Source organism: Candidatus Rokuibacteriota bacterium (genome assembly GCA_030647435.1).
Classification (GTDB): domain Bacteria; phylum Methylomirabilota; class Methylomirabilia; order Rokubacteriales; family CSP1-6; genus AR37.
In genome coordinates this window covers 53,533-76,166 of record JAUSJX010000107.1, presented here as the reverse complement: position 1 = coordinate 76,166, position 22,634 = coordinate 53,533, and the positions used below count along the sequence as shown (strand labels likewise).

The 22,634-nt window shown below is 66.2% G+C and carries 19 protein-coding genes and 4 pseudogenes; 6 read left to right on the top strand and 17 right to left on the bottom strand.

Annotation, left to right across the window (positions count from 1 at the left end; genetic code table 11):
• Positions 1 to 100: 100 nt before the first annotated feature.
• The 7 genes and pseudogenes from Q7W02_19185 to Q7W02_19155 form a co-directional block, all read right to left on the bottom strand.
• Positions 101 to 496, bottom strand: coding sequence for a hypothetical protein (locus tag Q7W02_19185; protein ID MDO8478278.1), 396 nt, complete (start codon positions 494 to 496; stop codon positions 101 to 103).
• An 86-nt stretch (positions 497 to 582) separates the two neighbouring features.
• Positions 583 to 1,600: pseudogene (locus Q7W02_19180) on the bottom strand (SMP-30/gluconolactonase/LRE family protein).
• 1,089 nt (positions 1,601 to 2,689) lie between these two features.
• A complete protein-coding gene (locus Q7W02_19175; protein ID MDO8478277.1) occupies positions 2,690 to 3,499 on the bottom strand; it encodes an inositol monophosphatase in 810 nt (269 codons plus the stop codon).
• A 572-nt stretch (positions 3,500 to 4,071) separates the two neighbouring features.
• Positions 4,072 to 4,551 carry a GNAT family N-acetyltransferase gene (locus tag Q7W02_19170; protein ID MDO8478276.1) on the bottom strand — a complete coding sequence of 160 codons (480 nt, stop codon included), beginning with the start codon at positions 4,549 to 4,551 and terminating at the stop codon, positions 4,072 to 4,074.
• A 42-nt stretch (positions 4,552 to 4,593) separates the two neighbouring features.
• Positions 4,594 to 5,034 (bottom strand): maleylpyruvate isomerase N-terminal domain-containing protein, encoded by a 441-nt coding sequence (locus Q7W02_19165; protein ID MDO8478275.1) that lies wholly within the window; start codon positions 5,032 to 5,034, stop codon positions 4,594 to 4,596.
• A 49-nt stretch (positions 5,035 to 5,083) separates the two neighbouring features.
• Positions 5,084 to 5,656: a cysteine hydrolase family protein gene (locus tag Q7W02_19160; protein MDO8478274.1), complete on the bottom strand. Its 573-nt coding sequence runs from the start codon at positions 5,654 to 5,656 to the stop codon at positions 5,084 to 5,086.
• A 163-nt stretch (positions 5,657 to 5,819) separates the two neighbouring features.
• A complete protein-coding gene (locus tag Q7W02_19155; GenBank protein MDO8478273.1) occupies positions 5,820 to 6,257 on the bottom strand; it encodes a hypothetical protein in 438 nt (145 codons plus the stop codon).
• 422 nt (positions 6,258 to 6,679) lie between these two features.
• Between Q7W02_19155 and Q7W02_19150 the strand changes: the two are divergent.
• Positions 6,680 to 7,050 (top strand): annotated as a pseudogene (locus Q7W02_19150) (hypothetical protein).
• A gap of 350 nt (positions 7,051 to 7,400) precedes the next feature.
• On the opposite strand, the pseudogene prpE reads toward Q7W02_19150, so the two are convergent.
• Positions 7,401 to 7,640, bottom strand: a pseudogene (gene prpE, locus Q7W02_19145) (propionyl-CoA synthetase).
• A 106-nt stretch (positions 7,641 to 7,746) separates the two neighbouring features.
• Positions 7,747 to 8,469, bottom strand: a complete 723-nt coding sequence (locus tag Q7W02_19140; GenBank protein MDO8478272.1) for an SDR family oxidoreductase — start codon at positions 8,467 to 8,469, stop codon at positions 7,747 to 7,749.
• A 363-nt stretch (positions 8,470 to 8,832) separates the two neighbouring features.
• Between Q7W02_19140 and Q7W02_19135 the strand changes: the two genes are divergently transcribed.
• Complete coding sequence (locus Q7W02_19135) at positions 8,833 to 9,015, top strand: hypothetical protein (protein MDO8478271.1); 183 nt, start codon at positions 8,833 to 8,835, stop codon at positions 9,013 to 9,015.
• A gap of 173 nt (positions 9,016 to 9,188) precedes the next feature.
• Here Q7W02_19135 and Q7W02_19130 read toward each other — a convergent pair whose 3' ends face one another.
• The 7 genes from Q7W02_19130 to Q7W02_19100 are packed head-to-tail and all read right to left on the bottom strand — an operon-like array spanning position 9,189 to position 17,478.
• Positions 9,189 to 10,925: a hydantoinase B/oxoprolinase family protein gene (locus tag Q7W02_19130; GenBank protein MDO8478270.1), complete on the bottom strand. Its 1,737-nt coding sequence runs from the start codon at positions 10,923 to 10,925 to the stop codon at positions 9,189 to 9,191.
• Positions 10,922 to 13,000, bottom strand: a complete 2,079-nt coding sequence (locus Q7W02_19125; GenBank protein MDO8478269.1) for a hydantoinase/oxoprolinase family protein — start codon at positions 12,998 to 13,000, stop codon at positions 10,922 to 10,924. Before Q7W02_19125 ends, Q7W02_19130 begins: the two co-directional genes overlap by 4 nt.
• Positions 12,997 to 13,914: a branched-chain amino acid ABC transporter permease gene (locus tag Q7W02_19120; GenBank protein MDO8478268.1), complete on the bottom strand. Its 918-nt coding sequence runs from the start codon at positions 13,912 to 13,914 to the stop codon at positions 12,997 to 12,999. Before Q7W02_19120 ends, Q7W02_19125 begins: the two co-directional genes overlap by 4 nt.
• Before the next feature lie 8 nt (positions 13,915 to 13,922).
• On the bottom strand, positions 13,923 to 14,807 hold the full coding sequence (locus tag Q7W02_19115) for a branched-chain amino acid ABC transporter permease (GenBank protein ID MDO8478267.1): 885 nt from the start codon (positions 14,805 to 14,807) through the stop codon (positions 13,923 to 13,925).
• 7 nt (positions 14,808 to 14,814) lie between these two features.
• Entirely contained in the window at positions 14,815 to 15,525 is a 711-nt protein-coding gene (locus tag Q7W02_19110; GenBank protein ID MDO8478266.1) for an ABC transporter ATP-binding protein, read from the bottom strand.
• Positions 15,512 to 16,264: an ABC transporter ATP-binding protein gene (locus tag Q7W02_19105; protein ID MDO8478265.1), complete on the bottom strand. Its 753-nt coding sequence runs from the start codon at positions 16,262 to 16,264 to the stop codon at positions 15,512 to 15,514. The genes Q7W02_19110 and Q7W02_19105 overlap by 14 nt, the downstream gene beginning before the upstream one ends.
• The gene (locus Q7W02_19100) at positions 16,249 to 17,478 is read right to left on the bottom strand and encodes an ABC transporter substrate-binding protein (GenBank protein ID MDO8478264.1); all 1,230 of its coding nucleotides are present in this window, start codon (positions 17,476 to 17,478) and stop codon (positions 16,249 to 16,251) included. Before Q7W02_19100 ends, Q7W02_19105 begins: the two co-directional genes overlap by 16 nt.
• 213 nt (positions 17,479 to 17,691) lie before the next feature.
• On the opposite strand from Q7W02_19100, the gene Q7W02_19095 reads away from it, so the two are divergent.
• Positions 17,692 to 17,844, top strand: a complete 153-nt coding sequence (locus tag Q7W02_19095; protein ID MDO8478263.1) for a MerR family DNA-binding transcriptional regulator — start codon at positions 17,692 to 17,694, stop codon at positions 17,842 to 17,844.
• A 490-nt stretch (positions 17,845 to 18,334) separates the two neighbouring features.
• Here the strand turns inward: Q7W02_19095 and Q7W02_19090 are convergent, their stop codons facing one another.
• Positions 18,335 to 18,769 (bottom strand): ABC transporter substrate binding protein, encoded by a 435-nt coding sequence (locus Q7W02_19090; GenBank protein MDO8478262.1) that lies wholly within the window; start codon positions 18,767 to 18,769, stop codon positions 18,335 to 18,337.
• 30 nt (positions 18,770 to 18,799) lie between these two features.
• Here Q7W02_19090 and Q7W02_19085 point away from each other — a divergent pair.
• From Q7W02_19085 to Q7W02_19075, 3 genes and pseudogenes are all read left to right on the top strand, one after another.
• Positions 18,800 to 18,940: pseudogene (locus tag Q7W02_19085) on the top strand (DUF3225 domain-containing protein).
• Between the two features lie 417 nt (positions 18,941 to 19,357).
• Positions 19,358 to 20,308 (top strand): FecR domain-containing protein, encoded by a 951-nt coding sequence (locus tag Q7W02_19080; GenBank protein ID MDO8478261.1) that lies wholly within the window; start codon positions 19,358 to 19,360, stop codon positions 20,306 to 20,308.
• Between the two features lie 20 nt (positions 20,309 to 20,328).
• Positions 20,329 to 22,455, top strand: coding sequence for a response regulator (locus Q7W02_19075; protein MDO8478260.1), 2,127 nt, complete (start codon positions 20,329 to 20,331; stop codon positions 22,453 to 22,455).
• Positions 22,456 to 22,634 lie beyond the last annotated feature (179 nt).

Here is a 22,634-nt window from a genome sequence, read left to right as displayed (position 1 = left end):
GGCATGAGTGTGTTCATCATCGCCGACATCACGAACCCGAGATCGGCCGCGTTGGAGTTACAAGCGATAGCACCGAACTACGGAATACCCCTCGTGCCGATTATCGAAGAAGGCAAGAAGCCGTTCGCCATGTTCGGTGGCCTGAGGAAGTCCGATTGGATAGTCGAACCGCTCGTTTACGACTCGCTGGCGACGCCAGCTCGCCTCGAGCGTGCGGTCGGCGTGACCATCGGGCCGTTGGGAGCGTCTTTCGGCCGAGGATCGTGGCGTGCATTCGGGAGACGGCCTCCACGTCGTTGTCGAACGAGCCGTGCGCAAGCTTGATCTTCTTCCGGCCGTCGCTCACGGTCTCTCGCGACTTGTCGTGGAAGACCGTCCGCGCTCCGGCCTTGGCGAGCCGGGCGATGGTCTTCTTCATCGGCTCAGCTTTCTCGCGGTTCCAGTGCTTCGCCGCGTCGCGGGGCGTCCAGGCCAGTTCCATGCCGAGCAGCGGCATCTTGTGGCACGTCTCGAGCGCGCGGCTGACAAGGTAGAGGAGCGACTGGGCAACCTCCTTGTCCTCTCTTGCAAGCGTCCAAGGTTTCAACCTCCGGGCGCGCCTTGGGTGTTCACGTAGAGCGAATAGACCGACGTGCTCGCGACCATAAAGAGCCGATTGCGATGGGTGCCGCCGAAGCAGAGGTTTGCGCAGCGCTCGGGCAGATCGATGCGGCCGATGAGCTTGCCATCCGGGTTGAAGATCGACACGCCATCGAGCCCTTCCTTGCCCATGCCCCAGCCGCACCAGAGGTTGCCGTCCACGTCGCAGCGATACCCGTCCGGCGTGCCGGGGCCCGCGTCGAGGAACTTGCGCTTGTTGCTGAGCCGGGTGCCGCCGTCCACCACGTCGTACACGTGGATGACGCGCGGCAAGACGCCCGCCTCGACGATAGTAGAGCTTCGATTCGTCGGGGGAGAAGGCCAGCCCGTTCGGCCGATTGATGTCACCCGTCGCCACCGTCATCCGACCGGTCTTGCCGTCCACCCGGTACACGTTGGTCGGCAGCTCGGGCTTGGCGACGTAGCCCTCATAGAAGCCGAGGATGCCGAACGGCGGGTCGGTGAACCAGATCGAACCGTCGGACTTGCACACGATGTCGTTCGGCGCGTTGAGGGGCTTCCCTTCGAAGCGGTCCGCGATGACGGTGATCGTGCCGTCGTACTCGGTGCGCGTCACGCGCCGGGTGCCGTGCTCGCAGGTGAGCAGGCGCCCCTGCCGGTCACGCGTGTTGCCGTTGGCGAAGTTCGACGGCTTGCGGAACACGCTCGCCGCGCCGGTCTCTTCGTCCCACCGCATGATGCGGTTGTTCGGGATGTCGCTCCAGAGCAGATAGCGCCCGTCACCGAACCAGACCGGTCCTTCGCACCAGCGGAGCCCCGTCGCGAGCCGTTCGACCTTGGCGAGGCCGAGCCGGTAGCGCGCGAAGCTCTGGTCGACGATCTGGACCGACGGGTCTGGGTAGCGCTGACTCGGCTGCCATTGCGCGAATGCGCGCGGCGTCACCGCCAGCGTCGCGGCCGTGGTTCCTGCGGCGAGAAACGCTCTTCGGCTTACTTCCATGGCTCCCTCCTCTGGTGCTGGTTGGTGTCAGTGAATCTTCGGCTCTGGAATTGGAGCCTCCCCTTCCAGGACATCGAGGGCGTAGAGACGGAAAGGCCATTCTCGGTCGTGGCGCAGCCCTTGGGGGCCATCCCCACTCTGCGGATCACGGCGGATCACGGCCGCTACCATCGCGCCGATCCTGCCAGATCGCCGGGGGCAGGTCAAACCGGGGCCCGAAGAAGAAGACAGGAGCCGGTCAGTAAGGCGCGTTCGAGTTGGATCTGGACGGAAGGGGTCGCGACGGCCTGGACCACTGACGTGCGCTGGACTGCGCTGGAGCGTGCCCGAGATGGGCACAAATCTGGGCACAAACTCACATCGAAGGAAATTGACCGGTGGGCAACTTGTTGAAAATAGTGGTGGGCAGGGACGGGATTGAACCGCCGACACCAGGATTTTCAGATCCGACCCCATCCCCTCCCTCAGATACATGATTCGTCGCGATCCGTTGTCATTTGCAGCCTTAGACATCGTCGTAGTCCTTGGCGAACACCGCTTGAGGTCGATGATTCCAGATCACTCGGTCCGAGTACAGTCCGAGTCAACCGTGCGACGGCTCGTACGACCTCAGGGTATGTAAGGTGACTTATATGCCCCAGCCCCGAGCGCCCCGTCTTCCTGGGTCGCTGGTCCAAGTCGGAGCGCCGCCGACCCTTGGGTGTTCCACCCGAAGGTCAGGGCCCCGGCCGGTCGCTCTGCCGGGGGTGTCAAATCTGGATTGATCTTATTCTTTAGCCATTTCGGCTTCCCGAGCTCCAGCCGGCTTGGACACGGGTTCGGGTCCCCAACGGGATTCGAACCCGTGTTTACAGTCCGTCACGCGCTAGCTGTTCCGAATCACGCACTTCGAGGATGTTGACTCAACAACGTGTACCCGGGGATTTGAACTCTGAGGCTGGTTCGAGATCCTCTCCCTGGCGGCCGGCCCGGAGTCGACCTGCCCGGACGACTTCGATAGCCGGTTCCGCGCGTGTCCTTGCCGTGGGGGGGGGGCGCGCCCTGACACATCCTTCGGTGCGCGTCCACTCTCCGGTGTTCGGAAGCACTTCAGAGCGGGAGGTCCAAGGCGGCGCGGGCAAGGTCGAGCAGCTCTCGGTGGAGATCGGGAGTGGCGCTGCCGACGACCGAATCCGAATGGATCGTCCAAGGTCGGCCGTCGATATCGGACAGGGTTCCGCCCGCCTCGGTGACGAGGAGGCTGCCTGCACCGGTGTGGATTGCCGAGGCCCAGAAGACGACGTAGGCCGAGATTCGGCCGGCGGCCAGGTACGACAGCGCCAACGTGGTTCCCAATGACCGGAAGTCCCATCGATCCGCCAGGATCGCCGAGGCAGTGAACTGCGCGGCGTGCTCGCGACGAGCGGCGCTCGACTTGCCGTCCTCAATGACGATGGTCCGACTCTCGTCGCTAGTAGTGAGCGCGCGTCGGGCGCTGTCCTTCAATGCCCAGGCGCCTCGGCCCCGCTCCGCGACATGGATCTCGTCCGTTGATGGATCGCCGACGACAGCGACGGTGACCTGATCGCCCTCCACGAGCGCCAGATTCACGCAGTAGAGGGGCATTCCGGAAGCAAAGTTGCGGGTCCCGCAGATGGGATCGAGAAGCCAATAGGGCGAGCCATCGGCTGGAGCCTCGCCACCACGCTCCTCGCCTATCACCGAAAAGCCCAGTGCATTGCTCACGATGCCGCGAACCGCGTCCTCAACCTCGACATCCGTGGCCGTCACCACATCGCGCGCGCCTTTCGAGGTGATGTCTTGCGCGCCGACGCGATGCCGAGCGAGCTCGAGCGCTCGCCCAACCGCGTCAACAGCCACGAGGGTCTCGGGACCGAACAAGTCCGTGGACTGCGTCATCGCACACACCGCGCGAATGCGAATCGTTGGAGCGCGGCTAGCATAAAGCCCGCACAGCGCGGATAACGGGCGCTCTCATGCCGCCGACCCTGCCAGATGGCCAGGGGTGGGTCAAGTCGAGGCCTAGGGGCGAACGGCGGCAGCGGGCCGAGGGTCTTCACCCTCGTTACCGCCGCAGACCCCCGACCCCAAGGGACCGGTTGCGAACAGCGCCGAGGCCCCTCGCGGGGTGCCTCGCTTCCTCACGCGCGCTCTCCTCGTGCTGGATTTCGCAGGCTCGGTCAGCCTCTCGGCGCGGTGGGTTGTCAATCCAACGTTCCAGACCGAACGTTAGATGGGGAATAGAACGCGACTTTCAATGCCCATGTTTGATAGCGACGCGACCGCGCCCAGGAAACTCGATTGAGCCCGAGGGTCTCAGAGGGGGTCGTTAGGAGGGTCCTAGAAGGGTTTTAGAGCTGAACACCGGCATCTCGCGCAGCGCCAGTTTGGCTCCTGGGTAGATACCTCGCCAGAGAGTCACGGCGAGAAGCGGTTGTACGTGGAGCCAAGCGGTGAGCCGTTTCAGCGTGTCAGGGCCCCGTCATGAGGCTCCGCCGGCGCCTCACCAAAAAGGCAGTGAACCCACGGCGTTCCCAAAAAGCGTTCGAGAGGTCGTTCCCCACCTCCGTGTAAAGCTCCACGTCTCGTATACCCCTCGACAAGAACCAATCCCGCATGCCGTTCCAGAGGGCGTCGCCGACACCCGTACGCCGCGACTTCGGGGCAACGACGATGAGACTCACATAGCCGATTCTCTCTGGCATCACCAGCGGACCGTTTTCCTGTATGGTGGCGAGCGCAAATCCGGACAGCTCGCCGTCAACTTCGGCCGTTAGGGCCCGGGTCTCCTGATCGCTCCTCTTCTTCACGAGCCCGTCTCGGAATGACGTCCAGTAGGCATCCTTGAATCGCAGAGACCGGTGGGTTGAAGCGAACTCGTCCACTAAAGGATGCAGCGAATCAAGATGTTCGTCTGATAGGGTTGCGACGATGATGTTGGCTCCTGGCATCTGTCGTCCTCTTTCTTCAATCGAACGGCTGCGGGCCCGCCATCAGTCGGCAAGGGCGCGCTCGATTTCATCCAGGTGCTGACGGCGATGGGTTGCACGAACAAGAGTCCGCGGACGCGCGGCGAGGATTGCCTCGACCAATGCCTCAGGCAGGCTCTCAGCCTTGCTGTCCGCCGTCTCGGCAGCCGCGATCACCTCGTACCTGATCTGGGCTGGCGCAATAGCCTGCCACCACGGCAGCATGCCATCGTTGATTCCGTTAACGAAGTTCTCCACGGGCGGTATCCTCACCACCCCCGTCCGCTCCCACTCCTCGAACTTGGTGAGCCAGAGCCTGTCCCAGAAAGCCAAGTGTGCCAGACCAACGCCAACCGTCCACCCATGGCCGATGGAGCAAGCGATCGTGGCATCGCTCAGTCCGGCTACGAAGACCTTTAGTCGGGCCCGCTCAGCGTCGTTTTCCGTGGCGTACGATCGGCCCATGAATACCTCCTCCGCTCCTGTCCTTCTAACGCTCATTAGATGGCCGTGATCACCATTCTGCCATGAGACTGCGTCCGACTTCGGCGGCGGACATGAGCGCCACGCCCTCCGGACAAATAAGGCTCGACCACATCCATTGGTGGTGCGCTCTGATCTGCTCCGCCGTCAGCACGGGCCGGTCCTTCGTGGTGTGCGCGTCCGACACAACGATGACCTTGAACTCTCTACTCGCCGCACTGCGGACCGTCGTGTCAACACAGAAGTCGGTCGCATAGCCGACCATGACGACCGCCTTGATCCCTTTGCCGCGTAGATAGTCATCCAAGTCCGTCCGGTAGAATCCATCGCACGCGGTCTTCCGGATGACGCAGTCCTCACTCTCGATCTGAAGGGCCGGGTGCAGCCTCCACGCCTCGGTAAACGGCGTTAGCCACTGCTCCTTGGGGTCGCCGTCATGCTGCAGGAAGACAACTGGAGCGCCCGCTGCGCGCGCTGACGCGGTAACTTGGTTGATACGCGCCAGCACACCCGCGCTATCTAGCGGTGGGGGATCAGTCTCAAACACGCCGACCTGCACGTCAATGACGAGAACAGCCGTAGCTCGTGGATCGAGTGTGGTCATCTGTCTCTCTCGCCGCAAGCCATCTAACGCCCACCCTCACTGGCCGGAGGGCGAGCAGCGCGAGCCCGCAGGTCCGGTGCAGCGTGAAGTTCGGCGCCGGGCGGTCCAAGTACGTCTATCACGCCGGATAGCATGCGCAGTCTCAATGGGTGTCGAAATCGTTCTATCGCACCCCAGTTGTCACGGCCACGTAGATCTCCAAGAGCGCTTGGCTGGTTGGGTCAGGTTCGTGGAGGTATCTTACGCTCATCTCCCGAACCCGATTCTTCGCGCGTTCATACTCGGCCTTGAAAGCAGGGTCGGCCAACAGCGCCTTGCGCGATCCGTCTGGTTTATACGTGGCCTTCTTGCCCGTGGCTTCGCGGGCAAGCAGCCAGGCAAACGGACAGTCGGGTGCCGTGCTGAAGTGGTTCCGAATCCGGACAGCGATCGGCCTCTTGGTGCGACCCGCGTAGAGATGCGTTGAGCCTTCCGTGAAGAGATACACACCGCCAACCGGCGTGTCTCTTGGAATATCACGGGCGGCGACAGGACGCATCGCAAGGAGCGCCTCGCATTTGCCATGCAACGTGTCAGCCAGATCCCGAAATCTCTTCTTCATTTAATGCGGCGAACTCTATCTCTCTTGAACTGCGACATCCGGCTGCGTAGTTCTGTATAGCACGACGAACGAGCCCGGCCGACCGGAGCTTCATTGCGGTCCTCCCGAAGAACCTGCTGGTCACCGGGGAGTACTCGGCGGGAGTCTAGGCGGGTTGGACGGCCGTGTCAAAGCGCACCACTGCCCTGACTCCGTACCCAGGGGACTGCCACGCCCTGGTGCGGGCTGGCTGGCGAGCCTTGGGCTTTCGAACTGAGTGGACTATCCCGTATCGGCAATCGTGGCCCTGGCAGGCACGGCCAAGGCAAGGCATCAACCGCCTGGACACAGCCAGGCACAACAGATTCTGGCTGGCCTGCGCGCAGATAACATAACACCCGTTCTCAGTCATGGCCGGCTGAGGCTCAAGCTCTTGCCTTGGGCTCTTGCCTTGGCGGGATTTCCTGCGCGTCTACCGGCGGCTCGAGATGCGTGGCGAGCTGCGGGGCGGGCGCCTCGTGGGCAGCTTTGTCGGCGAGCAGTTCGCCGCGCCCGAAGCGCTCGAGGCTGTCCGGTCGATCCGGCGCGAGGCTCCGAGCGGGCAGGCCTGCGGGTGTCCGCCTTCGATCCGCTCAACCTCACGCGCATCATCACACCGGGCACGCGGGTGACGGCCACGCTCGGCCACTGGGTCTCGTACCGCGACGGCGTGCCGCTCCAGGCTGCTGAAAAAGATCTATCTGCGCAGGTACGGCGCCCTCGGCCGCGCGCTCAACGTCCACATGGCACGAAGGCCGAGGCCTCACAGGGCTAGACAGAAGAAAGCCCGGAGGCGGTTCCGGTGGCCGCCGTCCGGGCCTCGTCAATCAAGGCGCCGGGTCCTCGGACCCGGGCATGGCCCGGCGGATAAGCCGGGCTCTCAGTGTGCCGCTACTCTGAATCCGACGCGCGCCATCAGGAGAGAACCATACCCGATGGCACGCCTAACGAGCCGGGTGGAGTCGTCTCCATAGCACCTCCAGGTTGGGTTGACGGCAAGACGGAGACGGGCGCCTCAGCCTCCGTCGTGTCTATGAGAACGCCGCGGCCGCCCTCCTGTCAAGCCCCCGAGACGCGTCGCGCCAAGGCGCGGCGCTCGGGCCCGAGGGCATCTCGTCCCCGTCCCTACCCACTGGCACTCTTGCCCGGGTAGCCGGCGTTCTTCAGGCACGCGGCGATCTCGTCCAAGATGACGGGGTCGTCGATGGTGGCGGGCATCTCGTACTCCGTCCCGTCCGCGATCCTCTTCATGGTCCCGCGCAGGATCTTGCCCGAGCGGGTCTTCGGCAGGCGCTTGACCACCATCGCCAGCTTGAAGGCGGCGACGGGCCCGATGTGCTCCCGCACCAGCTCGACCAGCTCTTTGTACCCTGGTCCCTCCTAACCCTAGGACTATCAGCCAGATACGACGCGGCGCCGCGCCCGTTGGGATGCTCAAGTGTAATTGTCACTGAGCACAGCGGAGCGCGCCTCAGCCCCTCCCTACATAGAGCTGGGTGTTGGGCAGGACAATCGCTTCCAGAAAATTGACATGCCCAGGCAGACAGGCCATGTACACCGCCACATCCGCCAGCTCTTCCACGCTCATCATCGGCTCGGCCTTGTCCTCCCGCATCCCGCCGAGATTCTCCTGCTGGCGCCGCTCCACCATCACATTGCCAGGGTGCAGGCAGCTCACTACAATCCCGTACTCGCGGCCCTCCAGCGCCGTGGCCTGCGTCAGCCCCCAGATCCCGTGCTTGGCCGCGGTGTAAGGGGCCGAATGCATCCGCGGTTTCTGCGCCGAGATGCTGCCGATGTTGATGATCCGCCCCGCGCCCCGGGGCTTCATGATCTTGAACGCCTCGCGGGTGCACAGAAAGGCACCGGTCAAGCAGGCGAGGATGACCCGGTTCCAGGCTTCGAGGGTGAGGCTCTCTACAGGTCCTCCGTCAAAGGCCCCGGCATTATTGACCAGGACGTCCAACCGGCCAAACCGCGCCTTGGCCTGCTGGAACAGCGCCACTACCTGCGCCTCGTCGCCCACGTCCGTGGGCACGGCCAGCACCTGGGCACCCTCTTTCTCTAGTTCCGCGGCCACCTGCCTCAGCGGCCCGCTCCCCCTGGCCGATATCACCACCGCGGCCCCTTCGCTGGCCATCCCCCTGGCGATACCCTTGCCGATCCCCCGGCTCGCCCCGGTCACCAGCGCCACCTTTCCTGTGAGTTTCCCCATCTCGCGCTCCTCTCTTTTGGGTTATTTCACAAGTGGAATATCAAATTCGAGCAACCGCCACCCGCCGGCCTCCAGGTCGACTACGGCCCGACCCTCGTCCAACTCCAGCTTTTCCCTGCTCAGCGCGGCGGCCAACCGCATCGCTCTCACCTCGATCACGGCGCGCCGCGCCTGGGCTGGCCTGCGGTTGTCCACCAGCAAATGGCTGGCGCGCTGAGCGTAGATAACATAGACATTATGGCTTCCGCGGAGAGAGGCTGACCTTCAGCTCAACACGGGTTAGCCTTGTGAGGCCAGAGCCGCCACGTGCTCTTGGCACAATTGCGAGCTTGGAGGTCAGCCATGGAAGAGTCTAGCAGAACCCTGTACGTGGGTCTCGACGTCCACAAGGAGTCTATCGCCGTCGCCTACGCGCCGGAGGACCGTGGAGCCGAGGTCGTGTCGCTGGGTCTGATCGGTACGCGGCAGTGCGACATCGACAAGCTCCTCCGGCAGCTCCAGGGCCCGCGCAACGACCGGACATGAACAGCGTTGGCCCGTTCAAGAATCAAGTGGTTCTTGAACTGCCTGGCGGCGTTCGTTAAAGTCCCGAAACGCTATCCCCCGGGACGCGGCGCTCGAAGCGGAACAGCACGAGGCGCTCTGCGCGCTCGTCTGTGCCGATCCCGCGAAGCGATAGTCGCCACCACCTCGGAGCTTCAGCGCGGGGTGCGCGCCGCCGCGCGAAGCCGCACCGTCTCCTCCGGCACGACCTTCCACGTGCGCTCGTCGATTACCACGCCGTACTCCCGCCGCGCGTACGCGACGCTGATCTTCTCCTCCATCACGTCCCGTAGCACATGCTCGGGATCGCGGTCGAACGGATCGCCCCAGCCACCGGCGCCGGCTAGCTCGTGGCGGTAGACATCGCCATGCCGCACGGTTAGCGTGCACTTGGCCGGCAGCTCGCGGCTGTCCGTGCCGGGGTTCAGGACGTTGCGCGACGGCGTGCCCGAGCGCCCGCCGGCCAAACCGTAGGGCAGGTGATGGCGGCGGTCGGTGCGGAGCTGGAGCGTGCCTTCCGCTTCCAGGAAGCGGTACTGGCGCTCCAGGGCGAGGCCGCCGCGGAACTTGCCGGGGCCGCCCGTGTCGGGCAGGTACCCGTAACGCTCGATCATGAGGGGGTACTCGGACTCGATGATCTCGACTGGATTGTTGGAGAAGTTCACGACGGAGCTGCTGCATGCGTCGACGCCGTCCTTGGTCGGGCGGCCCCCCCAGGAGCCAAAAAGGAACTCGAGGAAGACGAAGGGCCGGCGTTCGGCGTCGTAGCCGCCGAAGCTCACGCCCGTGTCGCCGCCCACTTCGCACGCGAAGACCCGATCGGGCGCGATCTGGGCGAGGGCACCGAACACCGCGTTGGCCATGCGGAAGCCGGTGAGGCCGCGGGCGGCGACGGCGGCGGGCATGACGGGGTTGACGACGGTGCCCGGCGGCGCGATCACCTCGATCGGGCGGAAGTAGCCCTCGTTGTTCGGCGGGGAGCCGCCGACCAGATGGCGCACGCACGCATAGACGGCGGACTTGGTGAACGGCAGCGGCGAGTTGATGGCGCCCTTCACCTGCGACGCCGAGCCCGTGAAGTCGGCGATGAGGCGGTCGCCGGCGATGGTGATGGCCACGGTGATCGGAATCGGGTCGGGATCGATGCCGTCGTCGTCCATCCAGTCGGTGAACGTGTAGCGGCCGTCGGGCATGGCGGTGATGGCGTTGCGCGCCAGCCGCTCGGCCTGCTCGAGCAGCGCCGTCGTACACGCCGCGAAGCGTTCGGCGCCGTACTGCTCGGCCAGCTTCAGGTAGCCGCGCTCACCCGTGAGACAGGCGGCCACCTGCGAGCGCACGTCGCCGAGCACCTGGCGTGGCACGCGCACGTTGCGGTCGATCAGCTCGAACACCGCATCCACCGGCTTGCCCGCCGCGTAGAGTCGGAGCGGCGGGATACGCAGGCCCTCCTGGAAGATCTCCGTGGCGTCGCAGCCGTTGCCCCCGGGCGTCTTGCCGCCCACGTCGAGCTGATGCCCGATGCTCGTGGACCAGCCGACGAGGCGCACATCCACGAAGATGGGCTTGAAGATATAAAAGTCGGGGAGGTGAGTCCCGCCCTCGTACGGATCGTTCAGGATGAACACGTCGCCGGGCTCGAGGCTCCCGCCGAACTTGCGGCGCACCTGGGCCATCGCGTCGGGGATGGAGCCCAAGTGCAGCGGCAGCGTGAGGCCTTGGGCGATCAGGCGGCCGTCAGCGTCGCAGAGGGCGCACGACATGTCCATCGCGTTCTTGAGATTGTTCGAGTAGGCGGTGCGCACGAGCGCGATGGCCATCTCGTCCACGATTGCATCCAGGCCGTTCTTCACCAGCTCGAGGAGAATCGGATCGCTGAGATCGCGGGCGCTCATCGCGTGCCTCCGGTGGTGATGACGATGTTGCCGTGAGCGTCCAGGCGGGCGGCGCAGCCCGGCGGGACCAGCGTGGTGGCGTCGTACTCATCGATGAGGAGCGGCCCAGGTTGGGGCGTCGCGTCGAGCGCAGCCCGTGTGATGACTGGCGTCGCGATCTCGCCATGGGCGGGTCCGAAGTAGGCGCGACGGTCGCCGCCGCGGACCGTGCGATCCTCTTCAAGCCGGATCGCGGCGCGGTCGGCCGGGCGCAGCACGCGCGCGGTGAGCCTCAGGTTCACCATCTGGATGGGATCGCCTTCCGCCTTGTGGCCATAGGTCCGCTCGTGCTCGAGCCCGAAGCTGGCGGCCAGTTGGCGCAGGGCCTCGTCGGTCCAGGACGGCGGCAGCGGCACCGTCAGCTCGAAGGATTGTCCCTGGTACTTGAGGTCGACGGCCCGCTCGATCTCCACCTGCGCGCGGCTCCCTTCGCCGCGCAGGAGCGCCTCGGCCTCGCGCTCCAGCTCCGCCACCGCGGCGCCGATCTCGGACGGCTTCGTGCCGAAGAGCGGCCGGAGGAACGTCTTGACCAGGTGATGTTCCAGCTCGGCCTCGAGGAGGCCGAGGGCGCTGAAGACGCCGGGCGCGGGTGGGATCAAGATCGTGCCGATCTCGAGCGAGCGGGCCATCTCGGCGGCGAAGAGCGGGCCGTTGCCGCCGAACGCCACCAGCGTGAACTCGCGCGGGTCCCGCCCGCGCTCGATGGTGACGGCGCGCACCGCGCGCGCCATACCCGCGCACCCGAGCAGGTAGACGCCGTGGGCGGCGTCGGCCAGATCGATCCCGAGGGGCGTCGCGATTTGCGCGGCGAGAGCGCGGCGCGCTTTCTCGGCGGCGAGGCGGAGGCCGCTCGGCAGGCGCTCGGGGTGCAGGTAGCCGAGCGTGACGTTGGCGTCGGTGAGCGTGACCTCCGTACCGCCCTGGTCATAGCAGACGGGCCCGGGCACGGCGCCGGCGCTCCGCGGGCCGACGTGGAGCGCCCCCGCGCCGTCGACGCTCACGATGCTGCCGCCGCCCGCGCCGACCTCGGCGATGTCGATGGCGGGCACGCGCAGCAGGAAGCCCCCGCCCTTGTTGAGCCGGCTGCCCTGCGACATCGAGCCGCCGATCTCGAATTCGCCGGTGCGCTTGATCTCGTACCCCTCGATGATGGAGGCCTTCGCGGTCGTGCCGCCCATGTCGATGCTGAGCGCGTTGGGCTCGCCGATCGCGCGGGCGAGCGCGGCGGTGGCGATGACGCCGGCGGCGGGCCCCGACTCGATGACGTGCACGGGGCGCTGGCGGCCGCCCTCGGCCGTCATGACGCCGCCGTTTGACTGCATGATGAGCAGTGGCGCGTTGGCCTCCAGCTTGCGCAGCTCGCCCTCGAGCGAGGCGAGATAGCGGCCCATCACGGGCATCACGTAGGCGTTGGTGACGGCGGTGCTCGTGCGCTCGAACTCGCGCATCTCGGGCAGGATCTCCGACGAGAGCGTGAGCGCCACGTGGGGCGCGCGCTCGCGGATCATCGCTCCCACCTGGGTCTCGTGGGTGGGGTTGGCGTAGGCGTGCAGGAAGCAGACCGCGATCGATTCCACGCCCTCGGCGAGCAGGCGATCGATGGCGGCGGCCGCGCCCTCGCGGTCGAGCGGCGTGACCACCTCGCCGCGGTGATTCATGCGCTCGCGGATCTCGCGGCGCCACCGGCGGGGCACAAGGGGCGCTGGGCGCTCGAAGTCGAGGTCGTAGAGCCGGGAGAGGCGCAGGCGCCCGATCTCGAGCAGGTCGCGGAAGCCCTCCGTTGTCAGGAGGCCCGCGCGAGCGCCACGGCGCTCGAGGATGGCGTTGGTGGCGACGGTGGTGCCGTGGATGATCTCGCCGATGTCGCGAGCGGGGATGCCGGCCAGGGCCGTCAGCTGCCGGACGCCCGTGATGATCGCCTCGGCGTAGTTGGGGGTCGTCGACAGCACCTTGCAGGTACGCGCGACGCCGCTGGGCGATACGAGGACGAGGTCGGTGAAGGTGCCACCCACATCTACTCCCAGCCGATAGCTCATGCGGATCTCCCGATGCCCGCCAGCCCCCGCGGGAAGAAGATGACGAAGACCATGATCACGAGGCCCACCGCGACCAGGTTGTACACGACGCCGACGAAGCGCAAGCCCTCGTAGAGGCCGTAGAGCAGGAGGGCGCCGAGCACCGGGCCCCACAGCGTCCCGAGGCCGCCGAAGACCGCCATGCCGATGACCAGCGAGGTCGTGGCCGCCGAGGCGACCGACGGGCTCACGAGCTGCACGTAGTACGCGTAAAGGCCGCCCGCCAGCCCCGCGAAGCCCGAGCTCACTGCGAAGGCGAGGAGCTTGTACCTCGTCGTGTCGATGCCGAGGGTCTGCGCCAAGACCTCGTCCTCGCGGATGGCGCGGAACGCCTTGCCCGCGTTCGTGCGCTCGCAGAGCAGGTACATGACCGCGATGGAGACGGCCACGATGGCGACGACCACCACGTACATCGCCTGACGGTAGGCGAGCGCGGCGGCCGGAAGCCCCGAAAAGCTCCTGAAGTCGTGGATGCCGAAGGGGCCACCCGTGAGCGCCATCCAGTTCTGGGCGACGAGCCTGATGATCTCGGCGAGCCCGAGCGTCACGAGCGCCAGGTAGTGGCCGCGCAGCCGGAGGGCGGGGAAGCCGGTGAGGAGCCCGACGGCGGCGGCGATCGTCGCGCCGATGAGCAGGCCGAGCCACGGTGAGACGTCGGCGTGCTTGGTCGCGGCGGCGGCGGCGTAGGCCCCGAGCGCGAAGAAGCCGGCGTGACCGAACGAGATCTGCCCGGTATAGCCGCTCAGCAGATCCCAGCTCGCGGCCAGCAGCGCCCAGATCGCGGCCTGTGTCGCGATGGTGAGCACGAACGGATGCGGCAGCAGCACGGGCAGGAGGGCGGCGACGGCGGCGACCGCGAGCGGAAGCCCTCTCACGCGGCGGGTCATCGCGAGACGGCGCGGCCGAAGAGGCCGCGGGGCCGGAGCAGGAGCATCACGATCATCACGGCGAACGCGATGAGATTCTGCCACTGCGAGGGGATCACCATCACGGAGAGCGACTCGGCGATGCTGATGACAAAGCTCGCCACCAGCGCGCCCGCGGGGTTGCCCATCCCGCCGAGGATGGTGATAGCGAAGGCCTTGATGGTCAGCGGGAAGCCGACGGCCGGGTAGACATTGAAGAGCGGGGCCATCAGCGCGCCACCCACCCCCGCGAGCGCCACCCCCAGGGCCAGCGTGAAGGCAAAGATGCGCGGCAGGTTGATGCCCATCGCCTGCGCCGCGTCGGGATTCTGTGAGACGGCGCGCACGGCAAGGCCCTCGGGATGGAAGCGGAGAAACGCGAAGAGCCCCGTGAGCAGCAACGCCGCGACCCCGAGCACGAGGAGCCGCTGAAAGCTGACCGCGGTGACGCCCAGGTCGAGGATCCCGCTCACTTGCGGCGGCACCCGCAGATAATCGCCCCCCGCGATCGCCAGCAGGCTCGACTGAAGAAACGTGGACAGGCCGAGCGTGAGCACGAGATAGAGCGGCCCCTGTGGCCGCCCCCCGAGCCGCCGCTTGAGCGGGGCGATCAGGAGCGGATAGACGCAGAGCCCGAGCAGGAATGTCCCGACGGCCGCCCCGAGGATGCCCATGGCGCCGGGCAGATGCAGGAGCACGACGGCCGTGAAGGCCAGATAGCCGCCGATGGCGAAGAACTCGCCGTGGGCGACATTGATGACGTCGAGCACGCCAAAGATCAGGCTGAGCCCGACGGCAAACAGCGCGTAGAGCCCCCCGAGGACCACGCCCTGGATGAGAAACTCGAGGAGCGATTCGAGCATCGTCGTGCTATGCCGCGTCTTCGCCGAGGTAGAGCCGCCGAATGCTATCGGAGGCGCGGAGCTCGGACGGTGTCCCGTCAAAGGCGTTCTGGCCGAGGTCGAGCACGAACACGCGGTGGGCAACGGCAAGGATCGCCTCGACGTTCTGCTCGACGATCAGCAGGGCGATGCCGTCGCGGTTGAGCGCCACGAGCGTCGCGTAGACCTCGTCGATGAACCGCGGGGCCAGCGCCGCCGACGGCTCGTCGAGCAGCAGGAGGTGCGGGCGAACGATGAGGGCGCGCGCAATGGCGAGCAGGCGCTGCTCACCCCCGGAGAGGGCGCCGGCGAGCTGGCGGCGGCGGTCGCGGAACAGGGGAAAGCGGGTGTAGACGTGGTCGATTGCGTGACGCTTGTCGGCGCGCGAGGCGGTGTAGCCGCCAAGCACGAGGTTATCGTGCACGGTCATCTCCGCGAACAACCCGCCCGCCTGGGCGAGGTAGCCGACCCCCAAGCGCATGATCTCGTCGGGCCGGCGCCCCGCGATCTCGCGACCGTCGAGCACGATGCGGCCCGCGGAGGGCGGGAGATAGCCGAACGCGGTCTTGAGCAGCGTGGACTTGCCGGCGCCGTTGGGCCCGATGATGCCGACGATCGCGCCGTCGGGAACCCGGAGCGAAGCCGACTGGAGGATCTCGAGCTTGCCGTACCCGGAGCGAACGCCCTCAAGCTCGAGCATCGTCGCTCCCGCGCTCCGCCCGTCCGAGCAGGGCCGCGATCACGCGCGGGTCGGCGCGGATCGCCTCCGGAGGTCCTTCCGCGATCTTCTCGCCGTGATCCATCACCACGATCTTGTCGCAGAGTCCCATCACGAACGGCATGTGGTGCTCGATGATCAGCAGGGTACGGCCCCGCGCGCGCAGATCGTTCAGCGTGTCGGCGATCTGGCGCCGGATCACGGGGTGCACGCCCGCGAGGGGCTCGTCGAGCAGCAAGAACTCCGGGTCGATTACCAGGTTCATCGTCAGCTCGAGCAGGCGCTGCTGGCCGATGGAGAGGGTGCCCGCGGGCGCATCGACGAGTCGCGTGAGACCCATGCGCGCGAGCCACTCGTCAGCGCGCGGCTCCCAGCCGCGGAGGCCACGCCCCATGGCGGCGATGGCGAGGTTCTCGCGGACGGGCAGGTCGCGGAAGATCTTCACGGACTGAAAGGTGCGGCCCACACCGCGGCGCGCGATCTCGTGGGTGGCGAGCCCGTCGATGCGCTCGCCGTCGTAGAAGATGGCGCCCTCGTCGGGCCGCAAGAGCCCGGTGACCAGGTTGAAGAGCGTGCTCTTGCCGGAGCCGTTGGGGCCGATGAGGCCCACCACGGTGCCGGGCGCGATCTCGAACGAGCAGGCGCCGACGGCGCGGAGGCCACCGAACCACTTGCTGAGGCCGGCGAGGGCGAGCTTCGGCGGCGCTACTTCTTTTCCCACGCGTACGGGGGTACCGGCACGTACTTGCCGCCAGCGGCCGCCGCGACCGATTCGGGATAGATGGGCACCTTCTTGCCGCCCTGGATCTGCACGACCACGGTCTGGATGGGCATGCGGTGCCCCTCGGCCAGCGACGTGAACTTGCGGGTGCCCCACGCCGTCACGAAGGTGGTGCTCTCGAGGGCCGCCTGGATCTTCTGCGGGTCGAGGCTTCCCGATGTCCGGATCGCCTCGAGCAACACGAGGGTGGCGTCGTGCGCCTGCACCGCGAAGTTGGTCGCATCGGTGCCGGTCTTCTTCTTGTAGGCCACCATCATCGGCTCCGACACCTCGGAGTACTTCGCCGGCCACCAGCGGTTGTTGACGATGGCGAGGTCAGTCTGCTTGACGTACTGTTCGATGAACGTCTGCGCGCTCACGGTCGCGCCCATGTGGGCCAGGACGGCCGGGACCTTGAGCTCGTACCACTGGCTGAAGAGCACGGAACCGCTGGAACCATAGATCTCGCCGATGATCGCCTGCGCGCCGGAGCGCTTGATCTTCGCGAACTGCGGCGTCAAGTCCGTCACGCCGCGGTCGACGAACTCGTCGGCGACGACTTCGGCGTCCTTGGCGTTGGCGGCGAACCACTCGCGCGCGATGCGGGAGAAGTCACGTCCCGCGTCGGTGTTTTCGTTCAGCAGCGCGATTTTCTTCGGCTTCACGTATTGCCCGACGGCGGCCGCCACCGAGCGCACGATGTCGTTGGCCGTGGGGCTGAGCTGGAAGACGTACTGCATCTTGTTCTGGGCGATCTTGTCGGGGATCTTGAGTGACGCCGAGCAGCAGGTGACCACCGGCGTCGAGCTTTTCTGGAACTCGTCCATCACGCGGATGAAGACGTCGCTGGAGAGAAAGCCCATGCCCACGTGGATCTTGTCGACGGTGAGTGCGCGCGTGACGACGTTGAGACCCACGTCGCCCTTGCCCTCGTCGTCGTACCAGATGACGCGAACCTTCATCGGCTTGCCGCCCACCTGGACCGTCCCCAAGCGCTCGAGCGCGACCTCGGCGCCGGCCTTCATCTGCGCGCCCACGTCGGCGCTGATCCCGGAGATGGGCAGGAACGCGCCGAGCTTGACCTCGTCCTGAGCGCCCGCGCCGGGTGGGGCGGCGAGGAACGCCGCGAGGCCTAGCAGGAGGGACACGATCCCGATCGCCGTGGGTTTGCGCATTTTCACGCCTCCGCGTTGTGGAGCGATTGCCGGCGCGCCGCGCGATTGCCATCATCGCGTTGGCCAGCGTAGGGTACCAACTGTAACATACAGCACTAACATATCGCACTGGGCGCATAGGACGGTAGTGTCTCACTTTGAGAGTTGGGTAGTGTCTCAGTTTGACCCTTAGACCTTGCCCTATGGGGCAGGGTTTAGGGTATGGGCATGGGCATGGACCCGAGCGGGCTGCTCATCGGTAAGGTTGCCAAGCGGAGTGGAGTCAGCCGTAAGGCCGTGAGGCTGTACGAGCCGCGCGGCATTCTTCCCCCGGCGCGCCGGGCGCCAAAATCGCGTCGACCTTCCAAACGGAGAAGCCGCGCGTAAGCAACGTAACCCCCTGTTCTCGGACCCGGCGGCCCTGGGTCCCCCTGTCACAGCGCGGATGAACCGTGGCATCTCGCGCCGATCCTGTCAGAGCGCGCGGGGCAAGTCAAACCGGGGCCCGAAGAAGAAGACAGGAGCGGGTCAGTAAGGCGCGTTCCAGTTGGATCTGGAAGGAAGGGGTCGCGACGGCCTGGACCACTGACGTGCGCTGGAGTGATCCCGAGTGTGCCTGAGTTGGGCACAAATCTGGGCACAAACTCAAACCGGGAAGAATTCGGTGACGGGCAAGTGAGTGAAAGAAATGGTGGGCAGGGACGGGATTGAACCGCCGACACCAGGATTTTCAGTCCTATCTCCCGGTCCGTGTAAGTGTGCAGAAGTGTTTGATCTTGAACAGCAGGGTCCCGACGGCGTCGTGCGCTGGAGTGTGCTGGAATGATCAGGAATGCGCCTGAGTTGGGCACAGTTTGGGCACAAACCGGTCGGGCTCCTACTGAATGACCTGATCCGCCCGCAGCAGCAGCGACTGCGGGATCGTCAAGCCGAGCGGCTCCGCGGTCTTGAGGTTGATGGCGAGGTGGTACCTCGACACCTTCTCAACGGGTAGATCGGCGGGATTCGTGCCACGGGCGATCTTGTCCACATAGACCGCTGCGAGGCGATACATCTCCGGGACACTCGCCCCATAGCCGAGCAATCCGCCGTCCTCGACGGGCCGCGGCCAGGCGAAGACGGTGGGGATGCGATGTGCGCTCGCCGCGGCGATGATCTGAGGTTGATAGGTGTAGAGCGTGGCGTCGGCGTCGACGATCAGACCCTCGACCAACCCTCGCCGAAGCACGTCTATGACCGCCTGAAACTCCTCAGGGCGGCGGATAGCGAGTTGTTGAATCGTGACGCCTAGGACTCCCGTCACTCGCTCCATCTCGGCGAGTCGATCGAGATCGCCCCGCGCGTGAGGGACGTCGCGATCATCCACGCGCGGACCACGTATACGCGGCCGGATGGACAGGCAGGCGCCGGCCGCTACACGGACGTGTGGGCCCGCCGCGAGCGCGGCTGGCTCGCCGTCTCCGCACACGTCACTCGCTGCTGAGGAGCGCCGTTCTCACTTCCACCGGCTCTCTGGTTGCCTGATCCAAACCTCGCGGCTGCCCCGGATTTCAGGGGGGGCGGTCCCATCAATCCTCGGCGGATGCCATGCCCATGATTGTCATGTTGTTGCCCTAGACCTCCGTCAACCTGAGAACAGCCCAATTCTTTCAATGAGTCGCACGGCATCTAGCGCCTTGGCACCTCCGTTGCTACTCAACACTGTGACAGCTGCACAGTCACCAGATGGACACGGAGACGGAGCCAAGTGCCCTTGGCCAGATTGGAGAAAACAGTGGCCGCATGGCGTGCGATCAAGACGTTGGCAATAGCGGGGCTTGTTGTCGGCGCGCCGGGATACGCCCGGGCGCAGGGTCAGTCGGGTGTCGGTGTCGTGAGTGTCCTCGTGGGTGAGGCGACCGTGACACGGGCAGCCATGGCTCAAGACCAGGTTCTCAAGAAGCGCGATGACGTCTTTCCGCAGGACCGGATCACCACCAAGGAACACTCGCTGGTTCACGTCCTGATGGGCGGCAAGGCGCTGCTCACGGTGCGCGAGCTCTCGGTGCTGACCGTGACCGAAGAAGGCGGGCGCGCGACGGTGAATCTCCAGTCGGGCAAGGTCGGCCTCGCGGTCGTGCGGGAGCGGATGCGGCCGGGAGAAGTCATCGAGGTCCACACGCCGCACGCGATGGCCGCGGTCCGGGGGACCGTGCTGGTGGTCGAGATCGTCCCCGATTCCGCCGGTGGAGATCGACTCGGGACTTCCACCAATGTGCACCTGCTCCACGGCAAGCTCGACGTGTCCCTGCGAAGCAACCCAGGAGCGGCGCCCGTCCAGCTGGAGACTCTTCAGTCCGTCACGGTGTCCGGCAATACGCTCGGGGCAGTGCGTCCGCTCTCTCCGGCGGCGGCGGCAGCCGTCACAGCAAACCTGAAGGCCAATCAGCCGACACGGACAGCGCTTCCCGAGAAGTTCCAGTCCGCGCTCGTTGACCGGCAGCGGGCTCTCGCCGTTGCGATAGTAGAGGGGGTCCTGGGTAGCGGGTCGAGTCGTAAAGGACAGCGCGCGCAGGCCCGGGCGGAGGGAGAGGGCGAGGTCATCGATGTTGTCTCGGATGCGGGAGACGGGGTTGGTGCGGTAGGCGTGGGCGGTTCCGGAGCGGGTCGTGGCGGCGGCAATAGTGGAAGCAACGGCGGTGGCGATGGTGGTGGCTCGAGCAATGGCGGCGGGAACAAGAACGCCGGCGGAAGGGGTTTCGCATCAGGTTCGGGAGTCGGCAATGGCCGCTCTTTCGGCGCTGGCCCTGGCACGGCGGGCAGCGGTCTCGCGACTATCGTACCGTCTGTCCTGAAGAAGAAGGGGAAGTAGGGCCGAGCGCCCGCAGTCCAATGTCCCGGCATCCCGTCTGGTACGTCCCTGGTTCGGAGATCGTCGCGCTGCTCGAGCATCTCCCCGAAGATCTCGAGCTTCGGCCCGCCACCGACTTGTCGCCGGTCGCCTGCTCGGGGTCGCACGGCGTCCTGGTCGTCCATCTGCCCGGCGGCGATTCGGGCATTGCCGCGATGACGGTCGCGCAGCGCGCGGGATTGCCGGTGGTGGCGCTGGTCAATGACGGCGTCTCCGATGGGGTTCCGGGCCACCCGTGCTACGCGTATCTCAGTCCATCGGTCCAGCCGTCCACCCTCGCGGCGGTGCTCCGTGCCGCGTGCGAGGAGGCGTGTGTCAGGGCCGAGACGCGCGAGACGAGCACGCAGCTCGAGGAGCTCAGCACGATCGGGATAAGCCTTTCGGCCGAGCGCAATCTCGACGCGCTCCTCGAGCTCATTCTGACCAAGGGGCGGGAGATCACCCGCAGCGACGCCGGCTCGCTGTACGTGGTCGAGAAGACTCCGGACGGCGGGCAGCATCTGCGATTCAAGCTGGCTCAGAACGACAGCGTGCGTGTGGCGCTCAGTGAATGGATACTGCCGATCAGCTCGACGAGCGCCGCCGGCTATGTTGCGCTGTCGGGCGAGATCCTGCGGATCGACGACGCGTACGCCCTGCCTCCGAAATCCCCCTACCGCATCAATAACGAGGTCGATGCGGGGATAGGCTACCGGACGACGTCGATGCTCGTGGTGCCGATGAAGACTCCGGCCGGCGAGATCATCGGGGTGCTGCAGCTGATCAATTGCAAGCGCGTTCCCGGACGGCCTCTGGCGCGGCCGGAAGCCCTGCATGACGAGGTCATGCCCTTCCCGGAGCGCTATCGCAACCTCGCCGCTTCCCTGGCCTCTCAGGCGGGGGTGGCGATCCAGAACGCGCAGCTGCTCGAGGAGCTTCGAGTCGCCCTGCAGGAGATCGAGACACAGCAGCAGCAACTGGTGCAGACGGAGCGCCTGAGCGCGCTCGGCGAGATGGCGGCGGGCGTCGCGCATGACTTCAACAATCTCCTGGCCGTGGTGGTCGGACGCGCGGAGGTCTTGCTCGCCAAAGTCCAGGAGCCGGAGATCTGCCGGAATGTCAAGGTCATTCGACAGGCAGCCTGGGACGGGGCCCAGACCATTCGGCGGATTCAGGAGTTCACGCGGACGCGCCAAACGCGCCCTGCCGGGCGAGTGGAGGTTCCGGAACTGTTGCGGGACGTCATCGAGCTGACGCGGGGACGCTGGAAGGACGAAGCGCAGAGCCGCAATATCGTCTACGAGGTGCTGATCGAAGGCCGACCGGTTCCTCCCGTAGCGGGGATCTCCGCGGAGCTGCGCGAGGTGTTCATGAACCTGCTGATCAACGGGCTCGACGCCATGCCCGGGGGAGGCCGGTTCATCTTCCGGGTCTCGAGCGACATGGACACAGTGACGATAGCCGCGCAGGACACGGGCTGCGGCATGTCGGACGAGATTCGGTGGCGGGTGCTGGAGCCATTCTTCACGACCAAGGGCTCCCGTGGAACCGGGCTCGGCCTGTCGGTCTCCTGGGGCATCGTCAAGCGGCACGGGGGCACGATCGACATCGAAAGCAGCCTGGGCGTGGGCAGCACCTTCGTGGTCCGCCTGCCGGTCAGCAAGGAGGAACCGGCGGCAGAGGAACCGGCGGCAGAGGCTCCGGCGTCGGTGCTGCGGCCCGTCCGCACGGCCCGCGTGCTGGTCATCGACGACGAGCTTGAGATTCGATGCGTGCTCCGGGACATGCTGACATCCTTTGGCCACACCGTCCTCGAGGCGGCCAGCGGGGAAGAGGGATTGGCCTGCTGCGACGGCGCGGGAGTGGACGTCATCCTGACCGACGTCTCCATGCCGGGAATGTCGGGCTGGGATGTGGCTGCCGTATGCCGTCGCCGCTTCCCTCGGATTCCTCTCGGGTTCGTCACGGGCTGGGGGGACAGGCTGGACCCGGAAGAGACGCTGCGCTCCGGCGTGCGCTTCGTCCTGTCGAAGCCGTTCGCTCCGGTCGACCTGCAAAACCTGGTGGCCGGCGTCTTGACGCCCGATTCCTTCGTCGAGAGCGCGCTCACGTCATCGCATAGGGGTTGATCGGCGTGCCCAGGCTCGCGACGAAGGTCACCTGCGACCTCGTAGGCAGAGTATTCTTCCTTGACGAAGTTCACAAGGTGAAGCCGCCGTCGGCCCGGGCTGCGATCGGCATTGAACGCATCCTCTAGGGTTCGGGATGCATAGCTGGAATGTGCTGGAGTGTGCCTGACTTGGGCACA

Excerpts from the sequence above, each read along its gene's own strand:
- Q7W02_19175 (MDO8478277.1), bottom strand. The coding sequence starts at position 3,499 with ATGACGCAGTCCACGGACTTGTTCGGTCCCGAGACCCTCGTGGCTGTT.
- Q7W02_19160 (MDO8478274.1), bottom strand. The coding sequence starts at position 5,656 with ATGACCACACTCGATCCACGAGCTACGGCTGTTCTCGTCATTGACGTG.
- Q7W02_19125 (MDO8478269.1), bottom strand. The coding sequence starts at position 13,000 with ATGAGCTATCGGCTGGGAGTAGATGTGGGTGGCACCTTCACCGACCTC.
- Q7W02_19110 (MDO8478266.1), bottom strand. The coding sequence starts at position 15,525 with ATGCTCGAGCTTGAGGGCGTTCGCTCCGGGTACGGCAAGCTCGAGATC.
- Q7W02_19130 (MDO8478270.1), bottom strand. The coding sequence starts at position 10,925 with ATGAGCGCCCGCGATCTCAGCGATCCGATTCTCCTCGAGCTGGTGAAG.
- Q7W02_19075 (MDO8478260.1), top strand. The coding sequence starts at position 20,329 with ATGTCCCGGCATCCCGTCTGGTACGTCCCTGGTTCGGAGATCGTCGCG.
- Q7W02_19170 (MDO8478276.1), bottom strand. The coding sequence starts at position 4,551 with ATGCCAGGAGCCAACATCATCGTCGCAACCCTATCAGACGAACATCTT.
- Q7W02_19155 (MDO8478273.1), bottom strand. The coding sequence starts at position 6,257 with ATGAAGAAGAGATTTCGGGATCTGGCTGACACGTTGCATGGCAAATGC.
- Q7W02_19095 (MDO8478263.1), top strand. The coding sequence starts at position 17,692 with ATGGACCCGAGCGGGCTGCTCATCGGTAAGGTTGCCAAGCGGAGTGGA.
- Q7W02_19135 (MDO8478271.1), top strand. The coding sequence starts at position 8,833 with ATGGAAGAGTCTAGCAGAACCCTGTACGTGGGTCTCGACGTCCACAAG.
- Q7W02_19100 (MDO8478264.1), bottom strand. The coding sequence starts at position 17,478 with ATGCGCAAACCCACGGCGATCGGGATCGTGTCCCTCCTGCTAGGCCTC.
- Q7W02_19185 (MDO8478278.1), bottom strand. The coding sequence starts at position 496 with ATGCCGCTGCTCGGCATGGAACTGGCCTGGACGCCCCGCGACGCGGCG.
- Q7W02_19165 (MDO8478275.1), bottom strand. The coding sequence starts at position 5,034 with ATGGGCCGATCGTACGCCACGGAAAACGACGCTGAGCGGGCCCGACTA.
- Q7W02_19115 (MDO8478267.1), bottom strand. The coding sequence starts at position 14,807 with ATGCTCGAATCGCTCCTCGAGTTTCTCATCCAGGGCGTGGTCCTCGGG.
- Q7W02_19090 (MDO8478262.1), bottom strand. The coding sequence starts at position 18,769 with ATGGAGCGAGTGACGGGAGTCCTAGGCGTCACGATTCAACAACTCGCT.